The sequence below is a fragment of the Larkinella fluvii genome (genome assembly GCF_051857545.1).
Lineage (GTDB): Bacteria > Bacteroidota > Bacteroidia > Cytophagales > Spirosomataceae > Larkinella.
Genome location: NZ_JBPZHB010000013.1, coordinates 51,806 through 75,670, shown reverse-complemented (window position 1 = coordinate 75,670; position 23,865 = coordinate 51,806). Strand labels below are relative to the sequence as shown.

The 23,865-nt window shown below is 52.4% G+C and carries 21 protein-coding genes and 1 riboswitch; of the genes, 13 read left to right on the top strand and 8 right to left on the bottom strand.

Features of this window, described 5'->3' with window-relative positions; genetic code table 11:
• The first annotated feature begins 7 nt into the window (after positions 1-7).
• Positions 8-1,345, top strand: a complete 1,338-nt coding sequence (locus tag ACS5NO_RS28960; protein ID WP_439418369.1) for an amidohydrolase — start codon at positions 8-10, stop codon at positions 1,343-1,345.
• Positions 1,346-1,398: 53 nt separating this feature from the next.
• Here the strand turns inward: ACS5NO_RS28960 and ACS5NO_RS28955 are convergent, their stop codons facing one another.
• The 3 genes from ACS5NO_RS28955 to ACS5NO_RS28945 form a co-directional block, all read right to left on the bottom strand.
• Complete coding sequence (locus ACS5NO_RS28955) at positions 1,399-1,788, bottom strand: four helix bundle protein (protein WP_439418368.1); 390 nt, start codon at positions 1,786-1,788, stop codon at positions 1,399-1,401.
• Between the two features lie 99 nt (positions 1,789-1,887).
• Positions 1,888-2,793, bottom strand: a complete 906-nt coding sequence (locus tag ACS5NO_RS28950) for a S66 peptidase family protein (protein WP_439418367.1) — start codon at positions 2,791-2,793, stop codon at positions 1,888-1,890.
• A gap of 6 nt (positions 2,794-2,799) precedes the next feature.
• Positions 2,800-3,126: a DciA family protein gene (locus tag ACS5NO_RS28945; protein WP_114404177.1), complete on the bottom strand. Its 327-nt coding sequence runs from the start codon at positions 3,124-3,126 to the stop codon at positions 2,800-2,802.
• A gap of 301 nt (positions 3,127-3,427) precedes the next feature.
• On the opposite strand from ACS5NO_RS28945, the gene ACS5NO_RS28940 reads away from it, so the two are divergent.
• The 5 genes from ACS5NO_RS28940 to ACS5NO_RS28920 all read left to right on the top strand — a co-directional run bounded on the left by ACS5NO_RS28940 (position 3,428) and on the right by ACS5NO_RS28920 (position 11,127).
• Entirely contained in the window at positions 3,428-4,906 is a 1,479-nt protein-coding gene (locus tag ACS5NO_RS28940) for a Gfo/Idh/MocA family protein (RefSeq protein WP_114404176.1), read from the top strand.
• Positions 4,907-5,160: 254 nt separating this feature from the next.
• A riboswitch (SAM riboswitch) is annotated at positions 5,161-5,277 on the top strand.
• A 257-nt stretch (positions 5,278-5,534) separates the two neighbouring features.
• Positions 5,535-6,839, top strand: coding sequence for an O-acetylhomoserine aminocarboxypropyltransferase/cysteine synthase family protein (locus tag ACS5NO_RS28935; RefSeq protein WP_439418366.1), 1,305 nt, complete (start codon positions 5,535-5,537; stop codon positions 6,837-6,839).
• A 127-nt stretch (positions 6,840-6,966) separates the two neighbouring features.
• A complete protein-coding gene (locus ACS5NO_RS28930; RefSeq protein WP_439418365.1) occupies positions 6,967-8,013 on the top strand; it encodes a homoserine O-acetyltransferase family protein in 1,047 nt (348 codons plus the stop codon).
• Between the two features lie 221 nt (positions 8,014-8,234).
• Positions 8,235-9,446 carry an ROK family protein gene (locus ACS5NO_RS28925; RefSeq protein WP_150876245.1) on the top strand — a complete coding sequence of 404 codons (1,212 nt, stop codon included), beginning with the start codon at positions 8,235-8,237 and terminating at the stop codon, positions 9,444-9,446.
• 16 nt (positions 9,447-9,462) lie between these two features.
• Positions 9,463-11,127, top strand: a complete 1,665-nt coding sequence (locus ACS5NO_RS28920; RefSeq protein WP_439418364.1) for a beta-N-acetylhexosaminidase — start codon at positions 9,463-9,465, stop codon at positions 11,125-11,127.
• A gap of 238 nt (positions 11,128-11,365) precedes the next feature.
• Here ACS5NO_RS28920 and ACS5NO_RS28915 read toward each other — a convergent pair whose 3' ends face one another.
• Positions 11,366-11,599 (bottom strand): (4Fe-4S)-binding protein, encoded by a 234-nt coding sequence (locus ACS5NO_RS28915; protein ID WP_439418363.1) that lies wholly within the window; start codon positions 11,597-11,599, stop codon positions 11,366-11,368.
• Between the two features lie 107 nt (positions 11,600-11,706).
• On the opposite strand from ACS5NO_RS28915, the gene ACS5NO_RS28910 reads away from it, so the two are divergent.
• The 3 genes from ACS5NO_RS28910 to ACS5NO_RS28900 all read left to right on the top strand — a co-directional run bounded on the left by ACS5NO_RS28910 (position 11,707) and on the right by ACS5NO_RS28900 (position 15,064).
• Positions 11,707-13,005, top strand: coding sequence for an acetylxylan esterase (locus tag ACS5NO_RS28910; protein ID WP_439418362.1), 1,299 nt, complete (start codon positions 11,707-11,709; stop codon positions 13,003-13,005).
• A 118-nt stretch (positions 13,006-13,123) separates the two neighbouring features.
• The gene (locus ACS5NO_RS28905) at positions 13,124-14,020 is read left to right on the top strand and encodes an SAM hydrolase/SAM-dependent halogenase family protein (RefSeq protein ID WP_439418361.1); all 897 of its coding nucleotides are present in this window, start codon (positions 13,124-13,126) and stop codon (positions 14,018-14,020) included.
• Positions 14,021-14,281: 261 nt separating this feature from the next.
• A complete protein-coding gene (locus ACS5NO_RS28900; RefSeq protein ID WP_439418360.1) occupies positions 14,282-15,064 on the top strand; it encodes a M48 family metalloprotease in 783 nt (260 codons plus the stop codon).
• Positions 15,065-15,115: 51 nt separating this feature from the next.
• On the opposite strand, the gene ACS5NO_RS28895 is transcribed toward ACS5NO_RS28900, so the two are convergent.
• Positions 15,116-15,946, bottom strand: a complete 831-nt coding sequence (locus ACS5NO_RS28895) for an ion transporter (protein ID WP_439418359.1) — start codon at positions 15,944-15,946, stop codon at positions 15,116-15,118.
• Positions 15,947-16,065: 119 nt separating this feature from the next.
• Entirely contained in the window at positions 16,066-17,697 is a 1,632-nt protein-coding gene (locus ACS5NO_RS28890) for an amidohydrolase (protein WP_439418358.1), read from the bottom strand.
• A gap of 142 nt (positions 17,698-17,839) precedes the next feature.
• Between ACS5NO_RS28890 and ACS5NO_RS28885 the strand changes: the two genes are divergently transcribed.
• The 3 genes from ACS5NO_RS28885 to ACS5NO_RS28875 all read left to right on the top strand — a co-directional run bounded on the left by ACS5NO_RS28885 (position 17,840) and on the right by ACS5NO_RS28875 (position 20,210).
• Positions 17,840-19,213, top strand: coding sequence for a TolC family protein (locus ACS5NO_RS28885; RefSeq protein WP_138989813.1), 1,374 nt, complete (start codon positions 17,840-17,842; stop codon positions 19,211-19,213).
• An 85-nt stretch (positions 19,214-19,298) separates the two neighbouring features.
• On the top strand, positions 19,299-19,514 hold the full coding sequence (locus ACS5NO_RS28880; protein ID WP_439418357.1) for a DUF2188 domain-containing protein: 216 nt from the start codon (positions 19,299-19,301) through the stop codon (positions 19,512-19,514).
• Positions 19,515-20,210, top strand: coding sequence for a DUF421 domain-containing protein (locus ACS5NO_RS28875; protein ID WP_439418356.1), 696 nt, complete (start codon positions 19,515-19,517; stop codon positions 20,208-20,210).
• Positions 20,211-20,281: 71 nt separating this feature from the next.
• Here ACS5NO_RS28875 and ACS5NO_RS28870 read toward each other — a convergent pair whose 3' ends face one another.
• Positions 20,282-21,343 (bottom strand): DNA topoisomerase IB, encoded by a 1,062-nt coding sequence (locus ACS5NO_RS28870; protein ID WP_439418355.1) that lies wholly within the window; start codon positions 21,341-21,343, stop codon positions 20,282-20,284.
• Positions 21,344-21,472: 129 nt separating this feature from the next.
• Here ACS5NO_RS28870 and ACS5NO_RS28865 point away from each other — a divergent pair, with 129 nt between their 5' ends.
• The gene (locus ACS5NO_RS28865; protein ID WP_439418354.1) at positions 21,473-22,126 is read left to right on the top strand and encodes an outer membrane beta-barrel protein; all 654 of its coding nucleotides are present in this window, start codon (positions 21,473-21,475) and stop codon (positions 22,124-22,126) included.
• A gap of 93 nt (positions 22,127-22,219) precedes the next feature.
• Here the strand turns inward: ACS5NO_RS28865 and ACS5NO_RS28860 are convergent, their stop codons facing one another.
• Positions 22,220-23,848: a SulP family inorganic anion transporter gene (locus ACS5NO_RS28860; protein WP_439418353.1), complete on the bottom strand. Its 1,629-nt coding sequence runs from the start codon at positions 23,846-23,848 to the stop codon at positions 22,220-22,222.
• Between the last annotated feature and the right edge of the window lie 17 nt (positions 23,849-23,865).

Here is a 23,865-nt window from a genome sequence, read left to right as displayed (position 1 = left end):
TATGAGGATGTTTACAAAAACAGTCGGTGCAGTGGTTTTTTCGCTTGCACTGGCACCGTTTACGTTACCGGCCCAGTCGCCCCTGAAGAATCAGATGAATAAACTGGCCGATGGGCTGGAGAAAAAAGTGGTCACCTGGCGTCGTGAAATTCACCAGAACCCGGAGCTGGGCAATCGCGAACTGCAAACCTCCGCCAAGATTGCTGCTCACCTCCATTCGCTGGGCATCGAGGTAAAAACCAATGTGGCCAAAACCGGGGTCGTCGGCATTCTGAAAGGCGGCAAACCGGGGCCGGTCGTAGCGTTGCGGGCGGATATGGACGGTTTGCCGGTGACCGAGCGGGGCGATCTGCCGTTCAAATCCACGGTAACGACGGAGTTCAACGGCCAGAAAACCGGCGTCATGCACGCATGTGGTCATGATTCACACGTCGCCATCATGATGGGCGTGGCCGAAGTGCTGGCCAGTGTTAAAAACGACTTGAAAGGAACCGTCAAGTTTATTTTTCAACCCGCCGAAGAAGGCCCACCGGCCGGTGAAGAGGGGGGCGCGCAGTTGATGGTGAAAGAAGGGGTTCTGGAAAATCCGAAGGTCGACGCCATTTTTGGCCTGCACATCAACTCCCAAACCGAAGTCGGAACCATCAAATACCGCCCGGGGGCCACGATGGCAGCCGTCGATTTTTACAGCATCAAAGTCAAAGGCAAACAGACGCACGGCGCAGCACCGTGGTCGGGGGTCGATCCGATTGTGACTTCGTCGCAAATTGTGATGGGCCTGCAAACCATTGTCAGCCGGAATCTGGCCATTACAGAATACCCGGCGGTGGTAACGGTGGGCGCGGTGCATGGCGGGATTCGGCAAAACATCATTCCGGAAGAGGTGAACATGATCGGCACCATCCGGTCGTTTACGCCCGATATGCAGAAAACGATCCATCGCCGGATTAACGAAATTGCCACCAACATATCGGAGAGTGCCGGAGCCAAAGCGGATGTGAAAATCGACGTGATGTATCCCGTGACCTACAACGACCCGGCTTTAACCGATCAGATGGTGCCGACGCTGGAAGCCGTGGCCGGAAAAGACAACGTGATCATCCGTCCGCTCGATACCGGTGCGGAAGACTTCTCCTTTTTCCAGCAAAAAGTACCCGGTTTTTTCTATTTTCTGGGTGGTATGCCAAAAGGCCGCAAACTGGAAGATGCCGCCCCGCACCACACACCGGACTTCTTTATCGATGAAAGCGGCTTTGGCCTGGGTGTCAAATCCCTCTGTCACCTGACCGTCGATTACATGGAGCAGTGGAAAGGAGCCGCAACGGCGGGTGGGAAGAAGAAGTGATTGAGAAAAGAATAATAAATGTAAAATGTAAAATGATGAATGTAAAAGTGGGGCTACTTCTGGGCTAGATTGCGTTCAGCGGTTTCAATGCTGCGCGTGAAGATTTGAACCAGTTCCCGACATTCCTGGGTGGTTTTTTCGTCGGCAAAAGTAAGGTGCTGAGTTTTTTTGAGGATTTTCAAGTTGATCTGCGACTCCCGAAGCTCTTTCAGGGCACCCTTCATTTTGTGAATAAAATCCTTTCGAGACTCCGCGCCCTGGGCTTCACCATAATGTAAGGCTGGCGCAGTACCCGAACGAATAAGTTGGCCGCCCAGATGACTCCCTGCTTTTGTGGGGGGGATTCGGTTTACGGTTTCAATGATTAGTACGGCAAAATCAATAAGCCGTTCTTCGAGATCATACTGCCGGGTCTTTCGTTCACCCATTTTATCATTCGTCATTGGCCATTTCCATGTAGTATTCATGAACCATTAGACGACGCTCTCTCTTACCAGTCACTTTTACATTTAAAATTCATCATTTTGCATTTATTATTCCCCTTAAAACCGCAACTGCCCGCCTTCTTCCTTCACCACTAACTCTGCGGTTTTTCCAATCGGCATGGCCAGATTGCGGGCTACGTGGCCGACCGGGAAATCGAAGCAAACGGGGTAGTTATACCCGGCCACCTGCTCGGCAATGATTTCGTTGGCGGTTTTGCCAAAGGGCGAGGATTCGTTGATGCGCATGTCCGTAAACTGTCCCACCAGCAAACCGGCCAGATCGGCCAATCGGCCGGAGCGCCGGAGCTGAATCATCATGCGGTCGGTGGAGAAAAGTGTCTCGTCGATGTCTTCGATAAACAAAAGTTTGCCGGTCAGATCGATGTCGGATGGCGTGCCCAGAATGTGCATGAGCAGCGTCAGGTTGCCGCCAACGAGGGAGCCCGTGGCCGTTCCGGGGCGGTTGAGAAGGTGGAAGGGGCTGGTATAGGGAGTAAGGGGTTCACCAAAAAGGCATTGCCGCAGCGTTTCGATGGAATCCGTAACGCCTTCACCGCCAAATAATTTGGGCATAATGGCGTGTAAACTCTGGATGCCCATCCGGTGCAGGTGGCAGTGTACAACCGTAATGTCACTGAAGCCAATGATCCATTTCGGATTTTTCAGAAACTGCGTAAAGTCAAGCCGGTCGAGGATGCGGTAGCTGCCGTAGCCCCCCCGGGCGGAGAAAATCGCCCGGATGCCGGGGTCGTCGAGCATCTGTTGCAGGTCGCGGGTGCGCAGGGCGTCGTCGCCCGCAAACTGATAATAACTACTCCGGAGCGATTCGCCCTCTACCACCTCCAACTGCCACTGATCGCGCAGGATGTGGAAGGCCGGTTCGAGCGATTCATAGTCCAGACGGCTGGCCATAGCCAACACGCCCACCCGCTGACCGGGTTCTAAAAAAGGGGGTCGTATCAAAGTGAATCAGATAAAAATGACATCCTCCAGCACATCGGCACCCATTTCGCGGTTGATGAGCTGAATCATTTTCTGTTTGGCAATCACCAGTTCGCTGCGCAGCGGAGCGGAATTGATTTCGATGTGGAGCTTGCGGTCTTTGACGTAGAGCCGGTTGGTGCGGGAAGCGATGGCTTTGCCCATCATCTTCTCCCAAAAAGCTTCCAGATACGTTTCGTTGAACCGGGTTTGCAGTTGATAGGACTTTAGCATCTGCCCGATCGCATCCTTCAGGGCAACCGTTCCGGCACGCCGGGAAGCATTGTCTTTGTCAAAACGATAATATTGGGCCATACGAAACGGGTCTTAACACAAAGGTAACGAACCACCCGAAGGAATGGCCCGGCAATCCCGGAAAAATTTTAACTACGGAAAGTGGATGATTGGATGGTTGATGAGGGTTGAATGGTTAAATGGCTGTAGGCTGGTTGAAAGATGGGCTCCACCAGCTATTCAACCATTCTTAACCACCCAACCATTCTTAACCATTAAAACCACCTCATTTACTTTAACCATTTTTTCGCTTCCCGATTGGTATATCTTCCTTAATTTGAGCTTTATTTGTATTGATTTACCTATAGTCCTTATCTGATTTATGCAATCTTCTGAAAAACCGTCGCAGACATCGCGTCGCAAGTTCATTCAGGCCGGGGCATTAGCTGCTGGTAGTTTCTTTATCGTGCCGCGCCACGTTCTGGGCGGGCCGGGCTTCATCGCGCCCAGCGATAAACTTAACCTGGCCGCTGTCGGCTTTGGTGGGAAAGGGTCCAGTGACATCAACAACTCGTTCAACAACGGAGCCAACAACGTCGTGGCCCTGTGCGATGTGGACTGGGGGCTTCCCCGTGTGAAAGAGAATTTTACGAAGCATGCGAACGCCAAGCGCTACAAGGACTTCCGTGAAATGCTCGAAAAAGAAGGAAAGAACATTGATGCCGTTACGGTTTCGACCGCCGACCATACACACGCCGTCGTGGCGATGGCCGCCATGCAGCGGGGCAAGCACGTGTACGTGCAAAAACCGCTGACCCACAACATTTACGAAGCCCGGATGCTGACCGAAGCCGCCCGTAAATACAAGGTGGTGACGCAGATGGGGAACCAGGGATCCTCGAACCCGCAGCAGAAGCAGATGGTGGACTGGTTTGACAAAGGCCTGATCGGAAAAGTTCACACCATTCAGATCTGGACCAACCGCCCCGTGTGGCCGCAGGGTATTCCGGTGCCGCAGGCTGCCGAAAATACGCCGGTCGATCTGGACTGGGATCTGTGGCTGGGACCGGCCCAGAAAGTGGGCTACACACCGGCTTACCACCCGTTCAAATGGCGCGGCTGGTGGAACTTCGGTGCGGGCGCACTCGGCGACATCGGTTGCCACATCATGGATATTCCGTTCCGCGTTCTGGGACTGGGCTACCCTACTGAAGTGGAAACCAGCATCAGTTCGGTATTTCTGAAAGACTGGACGCCGGAATACAACCCCGAAGGCTGTCCGCCAGCGTCGCACGTGGAACTGAAATTCCCGGCGTCGGCTAAAAATAAATCCGATGTCAAACTGATCTGGGCCGATGGCGGTATTCGTCCGTTCCGCCCCGACTTTTTGCCTGCGGGTGAAGCTTATCCGGAAGGGGGCGAAAACGGCATGTTCATGGTGGGCGACAAAGGTCTGATTGCCTGCGGCATGTACGGTGATGACCCGAAATTGTATACCAAAGACGGACAGAAAATGGAAGCCGCTCCGAAGCCCAAACCGGCCGACGGAAAACCGTGGCCCGAAAACGGCCACCAGATCCTGTGGACCGAAGCCTGCAAGGCCGGTTTTAACAGCAAGGAACACAAAGCCTTGACGTCTTCGTTCGACTTCTCCGGCCCGCTGACCGAATCCGTTCTGATGGGCAACCTGGCCATTCGCAGCTACATGCTCCGGACACCGAAAGCCGACGGCAAGGGCTTCAACTACCCCGGTCGCCAACGCCTGATGTGGGATGGCAAGAATATGAAAATTACCAACTTCGACGATGCCAACCAGTTTGTTTCGCGGCAATACCGCGATGGCTGGAAGCTGACGACCTAGTCAATAAGCCTTGGCGACTTTCCGGAGTTTTCGGACAGCACCAGAAGCGTAAAACCTCTCATTTTGTGGTCGCCAGACCCTGAAATGAGAGGTTTTTTATTGGAAACAATTACTGCGTCGAAGTCCTGTTCGACTGGTTTCCTGCCAAAAAATTTGCAGCATCGGGCTTCGTTCGCTATACTTGCGGCTCAAATCAAGTTTCCAACACGGTTCGAACAACCTTGAATCGTTGCAGCAGACTTCCTGCTGCGCTTGATTTATAAAGAAGAGGCAAGAGACCGGGCTCGGTGAACCTCTGGCAACCTGCCGCGCGGCAAGGTGCTACATCCCGCCTACGGATCGCTTTGGCTATCCGATAGGAGATATAAATCGAACAGACACATGACCAACATCCGATGCTGTATGCCCCCGGCGGGCTACTAATTTCACACACACCGACGATACCGACAACCGGGAGAGGCTATCGGCAGCGGGTTGACGGAATGCGCCGTGGGTTTATCTCCGCCATTCAACAACTCCATCACGCCGGCGACCCGGCGTCAGGACGTTCCAACGTCCCGGCTGGCGCGTCAATTTTAGAATCTAACTCTCGCTTCACCAATCCTCAACTCTATAACTAGCAGCACGTATGTCAACACCATTGCATTTTGAAACCCTGCAACTGCACGCAGGACAGGAGCCCGACCCCACCACCAAATCCCGGGCGGTTCCCATCTATCAAACGTCTTCCTACGTTTTCGATAATGCCGAACACGGCGCCCAACTGTTTGCCCTGCAGCAGTTTGGAAACATTTATACCCGGATTATGAACCCCACGACCGACGTTTTCGAGAAGCGCATTGCGGCTCTGGAAGGCGGGGTGGCAGCTCTGGCCGTGGCGTCGGGTCAGGCGTCGCAGTTCATTGCGCTCAACAACATTCTGGGTGTGGGCGATAATTTCGTGACGACCTCCTACCTCTACGGCGGCACCTACAACCAGTTTAAGGTTTCGTTCAAACGGCTCGGGATTGATGCCCGCTTTGCCGATGGCGACAAAGTGGAAAGCTTCGAAAAGCTGATCGACGACAAGACGAAGGCCATTTACCTGGAAACCATTGGGAATCCCCAGTTTAACATTCCGGATTTTGAAGCCTTCGCGGCTTTGGCCCGGAAATACGATTTGCCGCTGATTGTCGACAACACCTTCGGCGCGGGCGGTTATTTGTTCCGGCCCATCGAACACGGTGCGGCTGTTGTGGTCGAATCGGCCACGAAATGGATCGGCGGCCACGGCACAAGCATTGGGGGCGTCATTGTCGACAGCGGGAATTACAACTGGGGCAACGGCAAATTTCCTCAGTTTACCGAACCTTCCGAAGGCTACCACGGCCTGGTCTTCAACGACGTGTTCGGCATTGGCGGGCCGTTTGGTAACATCCAGTTCATCATTCGCGCCCGGGTCGAAGGACTCCGTGACTGGGGACCTTCGCTGAGTCCGTTCAATTCGTTTTTGTTTTTGCAAGGCATCGAAACGCTGTCGTTGCGCGTTGATCGCACGGTTCAGAACGCCCTCGCCCTGGCGCAGTGGCTGGAGCAACACGAGCAGGTGGAACGGGTTTTCTACCCGGGTCTGGAAAGCAGCCCTTACCATGAACTGGCCAAAAAATACCTCAAACGCGGTTTTGGGGGCGTTTTGACGTTCAAGCTGAAAGCAGGAAAAGAACTGGCCGATAAGTTTATCGACAGCCTGACGATGATCAGCCACCTGGCCAATGTCGGTGATTCCAAAACGCTGATTATTCACCCGGCGGCCACCACACACCAGCAGTTGAGCGATACCGAACAAATCAGTGCCGGGGTTGCGCCGGGTCAGTTGCGGTTGTCGGTGGGTACCGAACACCTCGACGACATCAAGGCCGATCTGGAAAGGGCGTTTGCTGCCATTGGTGCTTAATATTTAGTTTACGGTTTTCGGTATACGGTTTTCGGTGCTGACGCATACAGCCTAAGGCGTTAGCCACCGTAAACCATAAACCGTATACCGAAAACCGTATTCTGTAAACTGATAATTCTTTTTCCGATTGGAAACCCGGTTTTTTGACTACAAATACACCTTCGCTTTAGAGTCGGGTGCGGCTCTGCCGGGCTTCCGGCTGGCGTATACGACGCGTGGAACGCTGAATAGTGACCGTTCAAATGTCGTCTGGATTTGCCATGCCCTCACGGGGAGTGCCGATCCCGGCGAGTGGTGGGAGGGCATGATCGGGCCGGGTAAATTCTACGATCCGGCGCATCAGTTCATCGTTTGTGCCAATGTACTGGGCTCCTGCTACGGCTCCACCGGGCCGCTGTCGGTCAATCCGCAAACCGGGAAACCGTTTTACCACAATTTTCCGCTGATTACGATCCACGACATTGTCAAAGCACTGGACCTGCTCCGGCAGGAGCTGGGTATTGAACAGATTCAAACCTGCATTGGCGGGTCGCTTGGCGGTCAGCAGGCGCTGGAATGGGCCATTCAACAGCCCGAAGTGATTCAAAACCTGATTCTGATTGCTTCCAACGCCGTGATGTCGCCCTGGGGCATTGCCTTCAACGAAGCCCAACGGATGGCCATCAGCACCGACCCCACCTGGCGCGAAAGCCACGACGAAGCCGGTCGAACGGGCCTGAAAGCCGCCCGGGCCGTGGCCATGTTGTCGTACCGCAATTATGACACCTACGGTTTCACGCAGGCGCTCGACAACAACGAGCAACTCGACCACTACAAAGCTTCTACTTATCAGCAATACCAGGGGGAAAAATTAGCCAATCGCTTCAATGCATACACCTACTGGATTTTGTCGAAAATCATGGATTCGCACAACGTCGGCCGAAACCGGGGCAGCATCAGCCTGGCACTCGAGCAGGTCGTTTCGCGAACCTTGGCCGTCGGCATCAAATCCGACATTCTCTTTCCACCCATCGAACAAAAAATTCTGGCCCGCCATATTCCGGATGCCCGCTACGAAGAAATCGACTCTCTGTATGGTCATGACGGTTTTCTAATCGAAACCAAACCGCTCACCCAGATTATCCGAACCTGGATGGATGAACGGAAAACGGTGCTCAAGACGGCTGGAAAGTAGTTTAGGCCTGATGCACTAACCTATAAGTAAATTCTGCGTTTGCTTTCGCTTTTGTATAAATCGAGCCTGATTTGATGGAATTCTAGGATTGTTTAAAGCAAATTATTGCTGTTTTGTAAATAATTTAATAAAATCGTTCTATTAATAAATTATTTTAAAAATATCATTCTTATATTTCATCGCTTTTCATCTCGTAGAGTTTTTAATAGCGTATTGTATTTATGGAGGCAAACTATACGGTATCCATTGTTGATAAGAAAAAGAGTCGGTTAAAGCGCGGTATCCTGAAAGAAATGTACCGGCTGGGGTCCCGGACGCTGGCTCAGTTGGCCAAGGCGTTACATGCCAGCGTTCCTTCCGTTACGATGCTAATCGACGAACTGGCAACTGAACACTGGGTTCAGGAAATCGGTACCGGTGCGGCTCAATACGGTCGAAAACCGGCTCTGTTTGGACTACGGCCCGGAAATCAGGCGATTGTAGTAGTCGATATCAGTGTCCACGACGTCAAACTGGTGGTGTTCGATCTGACCAACCGCGTTCTCGACCGCCTGGATGTCAACCTGCGTTTAGAGGATTCCGTGGCTTTTCTGGAATCGCTGAAAGGGCCGCTGGAGGAAATCTCGCACCGGATTCGGGAACATAACCTGAACATCATCGGCGTTGGTTGCGCCCTGCCCGGCCTGGTCGACCCCCGAACCGGGATCAATTACACCTACAAAAAACTGAACCGACCGGAACAGTCGTTGCAGCAATTGCTGGCCCATTGTTTCGACTCGCCGGTGTACCTCATCAACGATACCAAGGCAACCATCCTGGGCGAACACCGGTTTGGACTCGCGAAAGGAAAAAACCACGTTTTATCGATTAACATCGACTGGGGTGTGGGTCTGGGCGTCATCAATAACGGCGAAATTTTACAGGGTTTGGCCGGTTTTGCGGGCGAATTAGGGCATATCCAACTCCAGGCCGATGGCGAGCTGTGCTCGTGCGGCAAAGTAGGTTGCCTGGACACCCTGACCTCGGCCTCCTCGCTGGTGCGCCGGGTGAAAGCCGGTTTGCGGGAAGGACGCGTTTCGAAACTGGCCGAAGAAAACTTTGAAGACATCGACGTTGAACTGGTGATCGACAAAGCCAAAGCGGGCGACGAACTGGCCATCGATCTGCTCAATGAAGTGGGCGGTGAACTGGGTAAAGGACTTTCCATTGCTGTCCATTTATTCAACCCCGAACTCATCATTGTCAACGGGGTCGTAGCCAAAGCTGAACGACTCATTACCCGTCCCATCGAACAGGCCATCGACAAGTATTGTCTGGCGGATTTTCGCAACAAGTTAGTAATCACGGTGTCCCGATTGGGCGAAATGGCGAAACTCTACGGCACGCAGGCCTACGTTGTGCAAAGCTTACTGGAGCACGAAGAAATTCCTTGATAAATCCGCGTATTGAATGAAAAAACTGTTTTTCTGTGTAGTAATATTTTGTCTGACAATTCAGGTGTCCGAAGCGCAGACGAGCCGGTATGCCCTGGTTCCTCAACCCGTTCGGCTCGATGAGCAGAAAGGGAATTTCAAACTCCCGAAAGAAGTCGTCATTAGCATCGGTACCGACAACGCGGAGGTGCGCCGGGTGGCCGGGATGTTGGCCGCTCAGCTTGCCAAAACCACCGGTCGGACGCCGAAGATCAAAACCGGCCAGGGCGGGACTATCGTTTTTGTTACCGAACAGAATCCCAAACTGGGCAACGAAGGATATTTCCTGACCGTATCGCCCAAACGCATTACGCTGACCGCTCAGCAACCCAACGGTTTTTTCTACGGGATGCAGTCCCTGCTGCAATTGATGCCTGCCGAGGTGTTTGGCACCACGGTGGCTTCGGGCGTCGATTGGTCGGTGCCGTGCTGTCGCATCGAAGACCAGCCGCGGTTTGGCTATCGGGGCGTGATGCTGGATGTGGGCCGTCATTTTTACCCGGTTCCGGCGGTGAAGAAATTCATTGATGAAATTGCCCTTCATAAACTTAATACGTTCCACTGGCATCTGACCGAAGACCAGGGATGGCGGATTGAGATCAAAAAATACCCCAAACTGACCGAAATCGGCTCGGTCCGGAAAGAAACCATGCTGGGGCATTACCGGAACAACAAATTTGACAAAACACCTTACGGCGGTTTTTACACGCAGGACGAAATCCGGGACGTCATCAAATACGCGCAGGAACGGTTTATTACGGTAATCCCGGAGATCGAAATGCCGGGCCACTCGATGGCGGTGCTGGCGGCTTATCCGCAATTGGGGAGCAATCCCGACAAAATTGTGCCGGTAACGGGTCGCTGGGGTGTCCACGATGATGTGCTGTTCCCCCGGGAAGAAACCTTTCAGTTTCTGGAGGATGTTTTGACCGAAGTGATCGCCTTGTTTCCGAGTCAGTATATCCACATCGGCGGGGATGAATGTCCGAAAAAACAGTGGATCGAAAGCCGGTTTTGCCAGGATCTGATCAAAAAACTGGGGCTGAAAGATGAACACGAACTGCAAAGCTACTTCATCGGACGCATCGATAAATTCATTACATCGAAAGGCCGCAAAATGATAGGCTGGGACGAAATTCTGGAAGGCGGTTTGTCGCCTAATGCGACAGTGATGAGCTGGCGGGGTGTCGATGGCGGTATTGCGGCCGCCCGGCAGGGGCACGACGCGATCATGACGCCCACCACGTTTTTCTACCTGGATTATTACCAGGCCGACCCCAAAACGGTGTCACAACCCGTCTCCATTGGCGGAATGCTGCCGCTGGAAAAAACGTATTCCTACGAACCCATGCCCGACAGTTTGTCGGCGGAGCAGCAGAAGCACATCATTGGCGTGCAGGCCAACCTCTGGACGGAATACATCAAAACCCCGGAACACCTCGAATACATGATGTTTCCCCGCGGAATTGCGATGGCCGAAATTGGCTGGACGCCCAAAGAACGCAGGAATATCGACAGCTTCAAGCAGCGGCTGGATGTTCATAAAAAACGATTGGATGCGCTGAAAATCAATTATTTCGGTGCGCCGATCAACGGTGATTTCATCTACGTCAAACCGGATGGTTCGACGGGGAAATTGTAATACCCGTTCCTTCAATCGGCCATCCCTACGGGATTTTAGACCCACCTTTTTCATCTCTACCCCCGGTTTAACCGGGGGCTACAAAATAATTCATACCTAAGGGATTTGTAATTTGATAATCCCGTAGGGATGACATCTTGTAGGTGGGTTTCAACCCGCCGAAAAAGATGGAAAACCCATGTCACCAATCCCGGAGGGATGAATCATTTTGTAGCTACTTTTTCAGAGGTTATCAGCATTACTCTGTCGTTACCGCATCGTTCCGGAAATACGACAATGCCCCGGACGGACACTGATGGATTTGTTCCACAATGCGTTCCGTTGTCGCTCCGGCGACGGTCACCCACGGTCTTTTTCTCGGATTGAAAACGTCCGGTAAGCCCGTAAAACAGCGTCGGGAGTGCGTACAGAGGGCCGGTTTCCAGACGACGGTTATTTCGCCATTGGTGTAGCGGGTCGTGATGTCTTTCATGAATGCAATGGTTAGAGGATGAATAAAATTTACCTGGACAGGTAGAGAACCGCCCTTTTTTGCTTACCAACAAAAACTGCTGAATAAAATTTCAACACCTGAGCCTTATGAAAAAATGCTTCCTGCTGGTCCATCTGTACCTGCTTGTAACGGTTTGTGCCCTGGCCCAACCCGCCGAACGTCCCATCAAAATTGTCGTGGCCCCCGATCATACCGATTGGTTATACCGCCCCGGTGAGTCCGTTAAATTTACCATTTCTGTTTTACAATACGGCAATCCCGTTAAAGGGGCCAAAATCCGGTATGAAATCGGGCCGGAAAAAATGGAACCTACCAAACAGGAAACCGTGACGCTGGCCAACGGCACGACGACCGTCGATGGCGGCACGATGAAAACACCCGGTTTTCTGCGTTGCATCGCCACCGCCGAAATCAATGGCAAGACCTACCGCAACCTGGCTACGGCCGGTTTCAACCCGCTGCAGGTAATGCCGACCGTCGAAAATCCCGCCGATTTCAAGATGTTCTGGGACAGTGCCAAAGCCGAACTCAGCCGGATTCCGCTCGATGCCCGCATGACACTGCTGCCCGAACGCTGCACCGAAAAAGTGAACGTGTATCAGGTCAATATTCAGAACTACGCCAACTCCCGGCTGTATGGCATTCTGTGTGTTCCGAAACAGGAAGGGAAATATCCGGCCCTACTGCGGGTTCCGGGGGCGGGGATTCGGCCATACAACGGCAATATCGCCGATGCGGAAAAGGGCATTATTACGCTGGAAATCGGGATTCACGGCATTCCGGTGAACCTGGACCCGGCGGTTTATCTCAATCTGAGTGCCGGTGGACTGGGTGGTTACCAGAATTTTAACCTCGACGACCGCGACCGGTATTACTACAAACGGGTGTATCTGGGCTGCGTGCGGGCCAACGACTTTCTGGTGAGTTTGCCGCAGTACGACGGCAGTAATCTGGCCGTAACGGGCGGTAGTCAGGGGGGCGCGTTGTCCATCACCACCGCCGGACTGGACAGCCGTGTGAAGTGGCTGGGAGCCTATTATCCGGCTTTGTCGGATGTGACGGGGTATCTGAAAGGTCGGGCTGGCGGGTGGCCGCATCTGTTTTACGGGAAGGCACTGGCTTTCAACAACACACCCGCTAAAATCAAAACCGTTGGGTATTACGACGTCGTCAATTTTGCCCGGCTGATTAAAGTACCCGGTTATTATTCCTGGGGATTCAACGACGAAACCTGCCCGCCGACTTCCATGTATGCCTCTTACAACGTAATTTCGGCTCCAAAACAGTTGAAATTATACGAAGACACCGGCCACTGGACCTATCCCGAACAAACGGAACTGATGACCACCTGGCTGGTTCAGCAGTTGAAGGGAGCAGGGAAATAGTTAAAAGTTAAGAGTTAAGAGTTAAGAGTTGGCCGCCCGTGCGGTTCAGTTGGCTAACGTATTTTAACTTAGCAGCATAACTCTTAATTTTTAACTCTTAACTATTAACTAAAAAACCATGAACCGAAAAACCGCCTTGTTGTTGATCCACGGCTGGCTGATGGCGACTGCGCTTTTCGCCCAGAATGGTGTGCTGGTTTTTCAGTCGGATTTTGGGTTGAAAGATGGGGCGGTTTCGGCGATGAAAGGTGTGGCGGTGGGCGTGTCGCCCACATTGAAGATTTTTGATCTGACCCACGATATTCCAGCCTATAACATCTGGGAAGCGGCTTACCGGTTGTTGCAAACGGCCCCCTATTATCCCGAAGGCACGGTTTTCGTTTCGGTTTGCGACCCCGGCGTGGGAACGGAACGGAAATCGGTGGTGCTGCTCACCCAATCCGGACATTATTTTGTAACGCCTGACAACGGAACACTCACGCTCATTGCCGAAAAGCTGGGCATTCAGGAAGTGCGCGAAATTGATGAAGCCGTCAACCGCCTGCGCAATTCGACGGAGTCCTATACTTTTCACGGCCGCGACGTGTATGCCTATACGGGAGCACGGCTGGCGGCTAAGGTCATTTCGTTGGCGCAGGTTGGCAAAAAGCTGCCCGCCGAGGTTTGGAAAATACCGTACCAGCAACCGGCTTTTGAAAATGGCGTTCTGAAAGGAACGGTTCCGGTGCTGGACGTGCAGTATGGCAACGTTTGGACCAACATTCCCAAGCCGCTTTTTGAACAACTGGGCGCTAAAACCGGTGAAAACCTACGCATTCGAATCTTTAATAAAAATAAGAGCGTTTTTAAGGGTACTGCGTTGTTTGTGAATACGTTCGGTGAGTCGAAAGAAGGCGGGAATGTGGCCTATTTCAATAGCCTGCTCAATTTTTCAGTAGCGGTGAATAGGGGAGATTTCGCCCGAAAATACAGGATCAGCAGCGGGCCGGATTGGCGGGTTGAAATCTCGAAATAGTAAACCGTGTCTTGTCCGCCCTTTGCAGACCACCTGATCTTTGCATCCTGTTCCCGGAACGACAACCAGGTGGTATCACCGTAATTTCATATTGACAATAGAGCGAAAGTTGCTGGAGAAGTGAAAAGAAGGGCAGCAAAAAAACGATCATGGCGGCTTCAGACCGGGTTTTGACGAATCTCCTGAAAATTGCCTGAGAACTTTTTGTTACTTTTTGGTTTAGTATACGACTAAAGTAAAAACCTTTCACTCCCTCACATCATGCGCTCGCGAGCCGGTCGATTAATTTTTGGTTTGATAGCGGCCCTCATTGCCGTTTTTACCTACTTCAGTAACACGCAGGAAAATCCGGTGACGGGTGAGAAGCAACACATCAGCCTCACACCCGAACAGGAAGTTCAGTTGGGGTTGGAAAGTGCGCCCCAAATGGCCCAGCAATTTGGTGGCCTCTACCCGGACGAAAAAGTGCAGCAGTCGGTGAAGCGCGTTGGCCAGAAAATCGTCAACTCCACCGATGTGAAAAACAGCCCCTATCAATTTGATTTTCACGTTCTGGCCGACAACAAGACGGTTAATGCTTTTGCCGTGCCGGGCGGGCAGATTTTCATTACGGCGGCTTTGCTCGATAAATTGAAAAATGAGGATCAACTGGCGGGGGTGTTGGGTCACGAAATTACGCACGTGGTAGGTCGCCATTCGGCCGAGCAAATCGCCAAGCAACAGCTTACCCAGGGATTGGCCGGAGCAGCCGCCATTGCCACGGAAGACCCCAACTCGCCGGGCCGCAATTCAGCCATTGCGGCTTACGTTGCCAACCTGATTGGTCTGAAATACGGCCGTGATGACGAAATCGAATCCGACCAGCTCGGCGTTCGGTGGATGGTCGAAAGCGGATACAATCCCGAAGCGATGATCGATGTGATGGAAGTGCTGAAAGCCGCCGGTGGCCCCAACCGCCCTTCCGAATTCATGAGCAGCCACCCCGATCCCGATAACCGCATCCAACGCATTCAGGAAGCGATTGCGAAGTATAAAGCGAAGTAAAAAAAGAAGGATAAATGTAAACGGGGCCGCGCGCGTGGCCCCGTTTACATTTCAAAGTTCCTTCCCACAGTGCGGGCAGTGCCGCTTTTGACCGGTTTTTTGGGAGCGGACGTGTTCGGCAAAACCCGAGGCCAGAATACCGGTAGGGAGAGCGAAGAGGCCAATTCCCATGACCGCCGTAACCCCGGCCAGTACTTTTCCCAGGGGCGTCATGGGGTGAATATCGCCGTAGCCTACGGTGGCCATCGCGTTGATGCCCCACCACAAGGTGGCCGGAATGCTCGAAAACTGATCGGGCTGGGTAGGGTGTTCGAGGTAGTACATGACACTCGAAATGATGACGAGCATAAACATCAGGAAGGAGACGCTCAACACCAGTTCTTCTTTTTTGTCTTCCACCACGCTCTGAATGACCTGAAATGCCTTGGAATAGCGCGTGATGCGGAACAGCCGGAAAATCCGGAAAATCCGCAGTATCCGGATCAGGGCCAGATCGGTGTGAAAAAGCGTTACGTAAAACGGCAAAATCGCCAATAGGTGAACAATGGCGGTGGTGGACAGCATGTACCGAATTCGTCCGAAAACCGGATGCCGATACTTCTCATTCTCGACGCAGATCCAGACCCGAACGAAGTATTCAATCGTAAAAAAAATAACGGAAAATATCTCAAAATCAACAAATAAATGGTCGTAGCGGAGCTTGAGCGACGGCACGGTGTTCAAAATGATGGCAACGGCATTGAGCGTAATGACGACGATCAGAGTCAGGTTGAATACCAGACTCAAACCCCGTTTTTTTCCGGTGGACGTTTCCAGTACCCGGTAAACCGTCCGGCGCAACGGGTTGGCAGCGGGCTCGTGAACGTGAGCAGAAGGTTGCATAGGAATAGTAGTGGTAAGAATAACGACTATTGAACAGCGAATACTGAACGGTAGAATGAGAAGAGGTATTTCGTTATTCAGTGTTCAATATTCGCCGTTCAATAGTCAACTTATAGATATCAAAACAGTCGTTCACCACCGATCCAGGTTTGCAACACCTTCACCCCTCGGAGTTGCGGGGCCGGGATCTTCATAATATCCTGTTGCAGCACCACAAAATCGGCTTGCTTGCCGGGTTCGATGCTGCCGCGCAGGTGGTCTTCAAAATTGGCGTAAGCAGCCCAGCTCGTCATCGCTTTCAGGGCTGATATGCGGTCTACGGCATTTTCCATCTGGTAGCCCCCAGCCGGAAAGCCTTTGGTATCGACCCGGGCCACGGCGGCATGAAAACCGTAGAGCGGATTCGGTGCTTCGACCGGAAAATCGCTTCCAAAAGCAATGATACCGTTTTGTTTCATCAAGTCTTTGAAGGCATAGGCGCCCTTCACCCGGATCGGCCCCAGACGGTCGGCGGCCCAGTACATGTCGGACGTTGCGTGGGTGGGTTGCACCGACGGAATAACCGAATACCGGTTGAATTTCCAGACATCGTCCGGCGAAACCACCTGCGCGTGTTCGATCCGCCACCGGCGGGCGTTCGTGCTTTTCAGCAGCTTGCCGTATAAATCCAGAATCAGGTGATTGGCCGAGTCTCCGATGCAGTGCGTATTGGCCTGAAAATCACTCGCTTCCAGCAAAGTCAAAACCCGTTCCAGTTCGGCGGGATTCAGCAATAGAAAACCGGCGGTTTCGGGGCGGTCGTGATACGGTTTTCGCAGACAGGCGCCCCGCGACCCCAACGCCCCGTCGGCATAGAGTTTGAAGGAGCGAACCGTCAGCCGGTCGGTCTGGAACGGCCCCCGTTTGAGGTAATAGTCCAGGTTCGGTTCGCCAAGGCTAATCATTACATAATCACGAATTTTTAGCTTGTTCTCTTTCTGCAACTGCTCCACCAGTTCGATGTCGTTGCGGTTCAGGCCAGCGTCGGAAACGGTCGTTAAGCCCAGCGACAGACACACGTTCTGAGCGGCCAGTAACATACGTTCCTTGTCTTTGACATCGGGCTGCGGGATGACACGCCGAACGAGTCCCATCGCGTTGTCGATCAGTACCCCCGTTGGTTCGTTATTCGTGAGCACTACTTCCCCACCGGGTACCTTCGATCCTTTGGCAATACCGGCCAGCCGAAGCGCTTTGGAGTTGAGCAAAACGGCATGGCCATCGATGCGGGTAATGCAAACCGGGAGGTTGGGAAAAGCCGCATCCAGTTTCTCTTTGGTCGGGAACTGCTTGTCGGGCCAGTCGTTCTGATCCCAGCCCCGGCCAATGATCCAGAGGTTGTCGGGGTGTTTTTCGGAAAAGGTTTTAAGCCGTTGGACCACCTCGTCGAAGGAGTTCGTACCCACCAAATCGGCCTGATCCAGCATCTGCCCCAACCCCAGGAAATGGGCGTGGGGATCATAAAAACCGGGGTACACCGGCTGGCCGTTCAAATCGACGACGCTATCCGCCTGGTAGTCGTTCAGCACGCTTTCCGAAGAGCCGACGGCGACGAATTTTCCGTCTTTGACGGCAAAAGCCTGCGCGTTGGTAAAGAGGGAATCGGCGGTGTAGATTACCGCATGATGAACCAGTAAATCGGCCTTTTTTTTGGACGAACAAGCCGTTAAAAGGGCCATAGAAAGACCGAAGAGCAGGTAGCGATGGTTCATGCCGGAAATTTACGCTTTTGGTGGAAGATTCTTTCGGAAATGTTCGGTTGAGAAGAAATACCTCCAAATCTAATTCCGGTATACAAAGAATGACAGAATATCTTTTAATTTTGAAGGTCAGATACTTAAAAATAATACCAGAATGCGCTTCTTTCTAAGCTTGCTCCTTTTCTTTTCGTTCTTTACTTCCTGGTCTCAACCCGTTCAACCGCTCGCTCCGCGCACCCGGCGCACTTCCGTTATTACGCAGGAGGGCGAAACACTTACCTTGCAGGAAGCGATTTCGGCGGCTCTTGAAAAAAGTTACCAGGTTCGCATCTTCCGGTCGCAGGAACAGATTGCCCGCACCGATTTCAAGACGGCCAAAGCCAGCTTTTTTCCCAATGTAACGGGTAACCTAACCAATAACAGCAACTTACAAAATTTACGCCAGGAATTTCTCGACGGCTTACGTCCCCCTCAGAATCTCTACGGGATCACCAACCGGAATACGCAGGTTGGGGTTGGGGTAAACTGGACGATCTTTAACGGTTTTGGCAATTTCATTACCTACGACCGCCTGGGCGAAGTCGTGAAGATCAGTGAAGTCAACACCCGCGCCAACATTGAAGCCACGGTGGCCGATGTGGCCACGGGCTATTACGATGTAATCCGGCAATTGCAGCAACTGGTTTCACTCCGGCAGGCGCTGGATATTTCCCGTGACCGCCTGGAACTGGCCCGCGCCAATTACGAAGTTGGCACGCGCTCGCGGGTCGATTTTCTGAGTGCTCAGGTCGATTACAACGCCGATAGCTCCGCATTGGTAACGCAGCAGCAGAATGTGCGGAATGCCAAGGTATTGTTGAATACGCTCATCGTTCGGGACCCCGCCACGGAATTTGCCGTTCGGGATACGATCATTGTGCGGACGGATATTTCGCTCGACCAGCTTCGGGAGTCGTTGACCAACAACAACCCGCTGTTGATTGCCGCGTCCCTGAACCGGCGGGTTGCCGACCTGAACGTACGGCTGGCACGGTCGCAGCGGTTGCCGGTCGTCAATCTGGTGGGAGGATATAATTTTACGGCCATCGATAACCAAGGCGGTTTCGGGGTTCGGAGCGCCCGCAATGATGCCCTTCAGTATGGTATTCAGGCCAGTATTCCGATTTTTACCGGATTTAACCAGCGTCGGTTGCTGGCCAACGCCCAGACGAATGCGCTCATCACCGAGTACCAGGAGTCCGACCAGCGTTTGCAACTGCAGCAGGCTCTCGAACAGACGTACTCCCAATACCGCAACAGCCTGATTCTGGTCAATCTGGAACTGGAAAGCTTCAAAATCGCCAATGAAAACGTCGAGATTGCCTTTGAACGCTACCGGGTAGGCAACTCGACAGCGGTCGAATTCCGGGATGTGCAGCGCAACGCCGTTGCCGCCGAAACCCGCCTGATCAACGCCGAATACAACACCAAACTTGCCGAAATCGAACTCCTGCGGCTCAGCAGCCAGATTCTGCAACAAACCAAATGAGTTAAGAGTTATGAGTTAAGAATGAAGAGTTTTTTAGCTTGCGTCAGCCAACTCTTCATTCTTAACTCATAACTCTTAACTAACCATGCCCTGGACAAAGCAGGAATATCCGGTGTCGTTGAAGAATTTTATGGCGCCAGTGCGGAACAAGGCGATTTCAATTGCCAATGCGTTGTTGAAAGAAGGAATGAAGGAGGAACGGGCGATTCCGATTGCCACCTCCAAAGCCGAAGAGTGGGCGGCAAACCGGCACCTGAAAATTCGCAAAGACACAGCCCCTGAACGATCGAAAGCACAGTAGATGAACAACGAAGAGCCGATTCAGGCTTTTGACTGGCAACGGATGTTGCTGCACGATTTCCCTTTAAGTTACCTCGGTGAGGTGGCCTTGCGGACGTTCGTCATGTTTTTAATTTTGCTGACGGCCCTCAAAATATCGGGCAAGCGGGAGGTGAAACAACTCTCGGTTTTCGAACTGGTGCTGGTTATCGGCCTGGGATCGGCCGCAGGTGATCCCATGTTCTACCACGATGTGCCACTGCTGGCGGCTGCGGTGGTGTTCGTGGTGATGATGGGCAGTTACAAATTCTTCACCCGGCTGAGTGACAAGAGCAAACCCGTCCGCGAATTTCTGGAAGGAAAACCGGTTTACGTCATCGAAAACGGTTGCATTCTGGTGCAAAATTTCGACGATGAAGACCTGGGTCTGGATGAGCTATTTGCTGAATTGCGAATGGCGGGCATCGAGCATCTCGGACAGGTTCGGACGGCAATTCTGGAACACAACGGCGAAGTCAGCATTTTTCAGTTTAAAGACGACGATGTAAAGCCGGGTTTACCGATTCTTCCCCATAAATTAAAAGAATCCCTCGATACGATTTCCGAAGCCGGGATTTATGCCTGTTGCCAATGCGGCCAGGTGGTTGAATACGGCAAAGGGCCGGTTTCAATCTGCCAGCGCTGCGACCATCACCGGTGGGTGCGGGCGGAGGGGTGAAGCGGTAAAATGATACCAAAATCATACCGGTCAGGTTTTCAAAACCTGACCGGTATGATTTTGGTATCATTTTACCGCTTCACTTTATCTTTCAAAAACGTCAGCAATAACTTCTCAATCGGATCAAGCCCATAGGGTGACGTTTGGCGATACTGGTTTTTGCGCTTCAGATACGGGTTTAAATCCCGGCATTCATAGGCTTCCAGAATCTGCGGATGCACGTAGTATTTCCGGCTAACGGTCCGGGTGTTGCCCAGCCGATGCGCCACCTGTTCCAGAATCGTATTGATGTTTTTCTTCGCTTCCTTTTCCGTCGAACACGGTTCCAGTTCGGCCAGCAGGCGCAATGCGTTGACGGTGCCGGCCCAGGTACGGAAATCCTTGGCTGAGAATTCTTCCCCCGTCACTTCCTGCAAATAACCGTTCACCATGCCGGAGTCGATGCTGCGGTGTTCGCCGGTTTCGTCGTAATACTGAAACAACTCCTTGCCGGGAATATCGCGGCAGGCTTTCACGAGTCGGGCCAGCCGCCGGTCGCGAACGGTAATGTCGTGGTAAATGCCTTTTTTGCCCTTGAAACGAAACTGGAGTTGGGAGGTGGCTACGTTGACGTGTTTGTCTTTCAAGGTCGTCAAACCGTAATGGCCGTATTCTTTCTCGTACGACGCGTTACCAATCCGGATCAGCGTCTGTTCCATCACACTGAGGGCAATCGCAATGACCTTTTCTTTGGTCAGCTCCCGGCTTTTCAAATCCTGCTCGATGCGGGCGCGAAGGTCGGGGAGTTGTTGCCCGAAGGCAATCATCCGAAAAAATTTGGTTTCGCTGCGGATGGCGTTCCAGTTGGTATGGTAGCGGTATTGCTTCCGGCCTTTGGTGTCGATGCCGGTGGCCTGCAGGTGTCCGTTGGGTTTAGCGCAGATCCAGACGTTTTCCCAGGCTGGTGGCAAGGCCATTTTCTTGATGCGGCACAGGGTGTCATCGTCGTCAATGAGGTGATCTTTCGGGTCTTTGTAGACAAACTGATCGCCCGACCGATGGCGGTAAATGCCGGGTGTCGAATCGTTGACGTATACTAATTTGACCGCTTTGGCGGCCTTGACGGGGTCGTGAACCAGTTCGGCTAAATTCATGGGTACGGTTAAATGTATTGCATAAACCCGAAGATCTGGCAAATGTTAAACCGTCCGACGGATATTTATTGACGGTTATATGAACAAAACCAAATTCATCGTTTATCAGACAAACAAAGCCTAATTTCGATGAAAAAGCTCTTCTTTTTTACTTTCATCCTCGTGATTCTTTCGCTGCAACTGCACGCTCAGGTGCAGGTTGGTGTGCGTGCGGGCTCTCATTGGTCGACGGTTCACACCCGGAATTCTTTCGCCGACCGTTCCTTGGCGAGGGGCTTTGCTGTTGCGATTCCTGTTGAGATGGTTCTGAAAAATCGCTGGTCAATTCGGGCAGAACCATCGGTCATTCAGAAGGGCTGGCGGTCAAGTGTAGATTATACCGATGAAATCGGTGTGCCTGCGGGAACCGGGAAACTCCTTTTACATTATGAAGTTGCCGAGCTTCCTGTCTTGATTTCCTATCGGCGGAAGGTGACGAATCGCTGGGCCTATTACGGATTTTTTGGCCCCAGTTTGGGATATGCATTGGGCGGCAGGCTAACGATTACGGGTGAGGGCTCCGAGATTTTTCGAGATCAGGTTCTTTTCAGGCGTCGGCTCGAAGCGGCTGTCTGGGGTGGTGGTGGAATTGAGATGGGGATCGGGCGACTCACCACCTTTTTAGACGCCCGGTTTCAATACGGGTTGAGCCAGTATCCCTCGACGCTGGCATCGTCCAAACCAAAAGAAAACACCTACGGCTTTACCGTCTCGCTCGGCTGCTGGTTGCCAACCAAAAAATGACCCTGACTGCAAGGGCGATCAGGGTCATCGGTCTTCTATCACACAAAGATAGGACTACGCTAATTATTGGGGTGAAAGCCCGGAAAACCGGTGCTAGTTCATTTCTTCGATTTCCCGCAGGTGCCGGTTGCGCATGGCAATCACCGATTCCGGGACGGGTTTATAATCAGCCGGTTCGCGCAGGAAAATCAGCCGGATGTTGCGCTTGTGGGCGGTTTCTTTAAAATTCTGAATCGTGTTCATTACATCGCTGTCGATGTACGACGAATTGCTGCTGTCGATCTCTACAATGGCGTTTTCGGGCACGTTCATCAGCACTTTCACCATGCTGGCCTTGCTCAGGAACGAAACATAATCGCCGAGACTAATGCGGATGTGTTCCTGCCCGTTGTCCTGAAAGGTTTCCATTTTATGGGCGTTGAGGTAATTTTCCCGCAGAATGAAAAACAGGGCGACCAGCATACCGATGCCAATGCCGGTCAGTAAGTCCGTCATCAAAATCGAAACGACGGTGACTACGAAAGGCAAAAACTTGGCAATACCTTCCTCAAAAAGCTGCTTGAAAATCCGGACGCGGGTCAGTTTATAACCAGTAATCAGCAAAATCGACGCGAGTGCCGCCCATGGAATCTGGTTAAGGACCGTCGGCAGGGCAATCACACACACCAGCAGCAGCGTTCCGTGTACCAGGGCTGCGAGCTTCGTCCGGGCACCGGCATTGATGCTAACTGAACTCCGGACAATGACAGACGTCAGCGGAATGCCTCCAATCAATCCACTCACCATGTTGCCGATTCCCTGCGCCTTCAGCTCGGCGTTGGTAGACGTTTTGCGTTTCAGTGGGTCCAGTTCATCCGTTGCTTCAATCGACAGCAGGGCTTCCAGGCTGGCTACCAGGGCAATGGAAATGGCCGCTGTGTAGACCTGCGGATTGGTCCATTGTTCAAAATCGGGCATCGTAAACAGATCGACGAAAGCCGCCGGGCTATCGGGCACCGGTAATTGCACCAAGTGGTTGCCTTGCAAGGCCCAGTCGCTCTGAAAAATTCCGATCAGTCCGTTGATGGCAATGCCCGATACCACCACCACCAGGGCCGCCGGGACATTTTTCAGAATCTTGTTTTCTTTGAAAAAAGGGCGTTCCCACAGCAGCAGAATCGCCAGCGACACGACGGCAATCAAAAAAGCGACACCGTTGAGCTGGCCAATGGCGGCCTGAAATTGGCTAACGATGTTAAATCCATCGGGCTGAAAAAGTGAAATCTCTTCGGCCGAATCCGTATCGTAGCCAACGAGATGCGGTATTTGCTTGATAATCAGGATGACGCCAATACCGGCTAACATGCCCTTAATAACCGATGAAGGGAAAAAGTTGCTGACAATCCCGGCCCGCATGTACCCCAGCCCAATCTGGAGAACACCGGCCAGGAAGGTTGCCAGCAGAAAAGCCGGAAACGAACCCAGCGACTCGATAGCGGCCAGTACAACGACAATCAGACCTGCCTCAGGCCCCGAAATACTCAGCGCTGAACGACTGAACAGACCGACCACCAGGCCGCCGACAATCCCGGCAATGATTCCTGAAAAGAGAGGGGCTCCGGAAGCCAGGGCAATTCCCAGACAAAGCGGGACGGCTACCAGAAATGAAACAACACCTCCTTTGATATCCCCTTCTACGTTGCTCAAATCAACGATTTGAAAGTTTTTTTGTGTTGTTTTCATGATGATGAATGGTTGGA

What these genes read in the sequence shown, in the direction of transcription:
- ACS5NO_RS28960 (WP_439418369.1), top strand. Translation starts at nt 8, where the DNA reads ATGTTTACAAAAACAGTCGGTGCAGTGGTTTTTTCGCTTGCACTGGCA.
- ACS5NO_RS28955 (WP_439418368.1), bottom strand. Translation starts at nt 1,788, where the DNA reads ATGACGAATGATAAAATGGGTGAACGAAAGACCCGGCAGTATGATCTC.
- ACS5NO_RS28945 (WP_114404177.1), bottom strand. Translation starts at nt 3,126, where the DNA reads ATGGCCCAATATTATCGTTTTGACAAAGACAATGCTTCCCGGCGTGCC.
- ACS5NO_RS28940 (WP_114404176.1), top strand. Translation starts at nt 3,428, where the DNA reads ATGCAATCTTCTGAAAAACCGTCGCAGACATCGCGTCGCAAGTTCATT.
- ACS5NO_RS28935 (WP_439418366.1), top strand. Translation starts at nt 5,535, where the DNA reads ATGTCAACACCATTGCATTTTGAAACCCTGCAACTGCACGCAGGACAG.
- ACS5NO_RS28925 (WP_150876245.1), top strand. Translation starts at nt 8,235, where the DNA reads ATGGAGGCAAACTATACGGTATCCATTGTTGATAAGAAAAAGAGTCGG.
- ACS5NO_RS28920 (WP_439418364.1), top strand. Translation starts at nt 9,463, where the DNA reads ATGAAAAAACTGTTTTTCTGTGTAGTAATATTTTGTCTGACAATTCAG.
- ACS5NO_RS28915 (WP_439418363.1), bottom strand. Translation starts at nt 11,599, where the DNA reads ATGAAAGACATCACGACCCGCTACACCAATGGCGAAATAACCGTCGTC.
- ACS5NO_RS28910 (WP_439418362.1), top strand. Translation starts at nt 11,707, where the DNA reads ATGAAAAAATGCTTCCTGCTGGTCCATCTGTACCTGCTTGTAACGGTT.
- ACS5NO_RS28905 (WP_439418361.1), top strand. Translation starts at nt 13,124, where the DNA reads ATGAACCGAAAAACCGCCTTGTTGTTGATCCACGGCTGGCTGATGGCG.
- ACS5NO_RS28900 (WP_439418360.1), top strand. Translation starts at nt 14,282, where the DNA reads ATGCGCTCGCGAGCCGGTCGATTAATTTTTGGTTTGATAGCGGCCCTC.
- ACS5NO_RS28895 (WP_439418359.1), bottom strand. Translation starts at nt 15,946, where the DNA reads ATGCAACCTTCTGCTCACGTTCACGAGCCCGCTGCCAACCCGTTGCGC.
- ACS5NO_RS28890 (WP_439418358.1), bottom strand. Translation starts at nt 17,697, where the DNA reads ATGAACCATCGCTACCTGCTCTTCGGTCTTTCTATGGCCCTTTTAACG.
- ACS5NO_RS28885 (WP_138989813.1), top strand. Translation starts at nt 17,840, where the DNA reads ATGCGCTTCTTTCTAAGCTTGCTCCTTTTCTTTTCGTTCTTTACTTCC.
- ACS5NO_RS28880 (WP_439418357.1), top strand. Translation starts at nt 19,299, where the DNA reads ATGCCCTGGACAAAGCAGGAATATCCGGTGTCGTTGAAGAATTTTATG.
- ACS5NO_RS28875 (WP_439418356.1), top strand. Translation starts at nt 19,515, where the DNA reads ATGAACAACGAAGAGCCGATTCAGGCTTTTGACTGGCAACGGATGTTG.
- ACS5NO_RS28870 (WP_439418355.1), bottom strand. Translation starts at nt 21,343, where the DNA reads ATGAATTTAGCCGAACTGGTTCACGACCCCGTCAAGGCCGCCAAAGCG.
- ACS5NO_RS28865 (WP_439418354.1), top strand. Translation starts at nt 21,473, where the DNA reads ATGAAAAAGCTCTTCTTTTTTACTTTCATCCTCGTGATTCTTTCGCTG.
- ACS5NO_RS28860 (WP_439418353.1), bottom strand. Translation starts at nt 23,848, where the DNA reads ATGAAAACAACACAAAAAAACTTTCAAATCGTTGATTTGAGCAACGTA.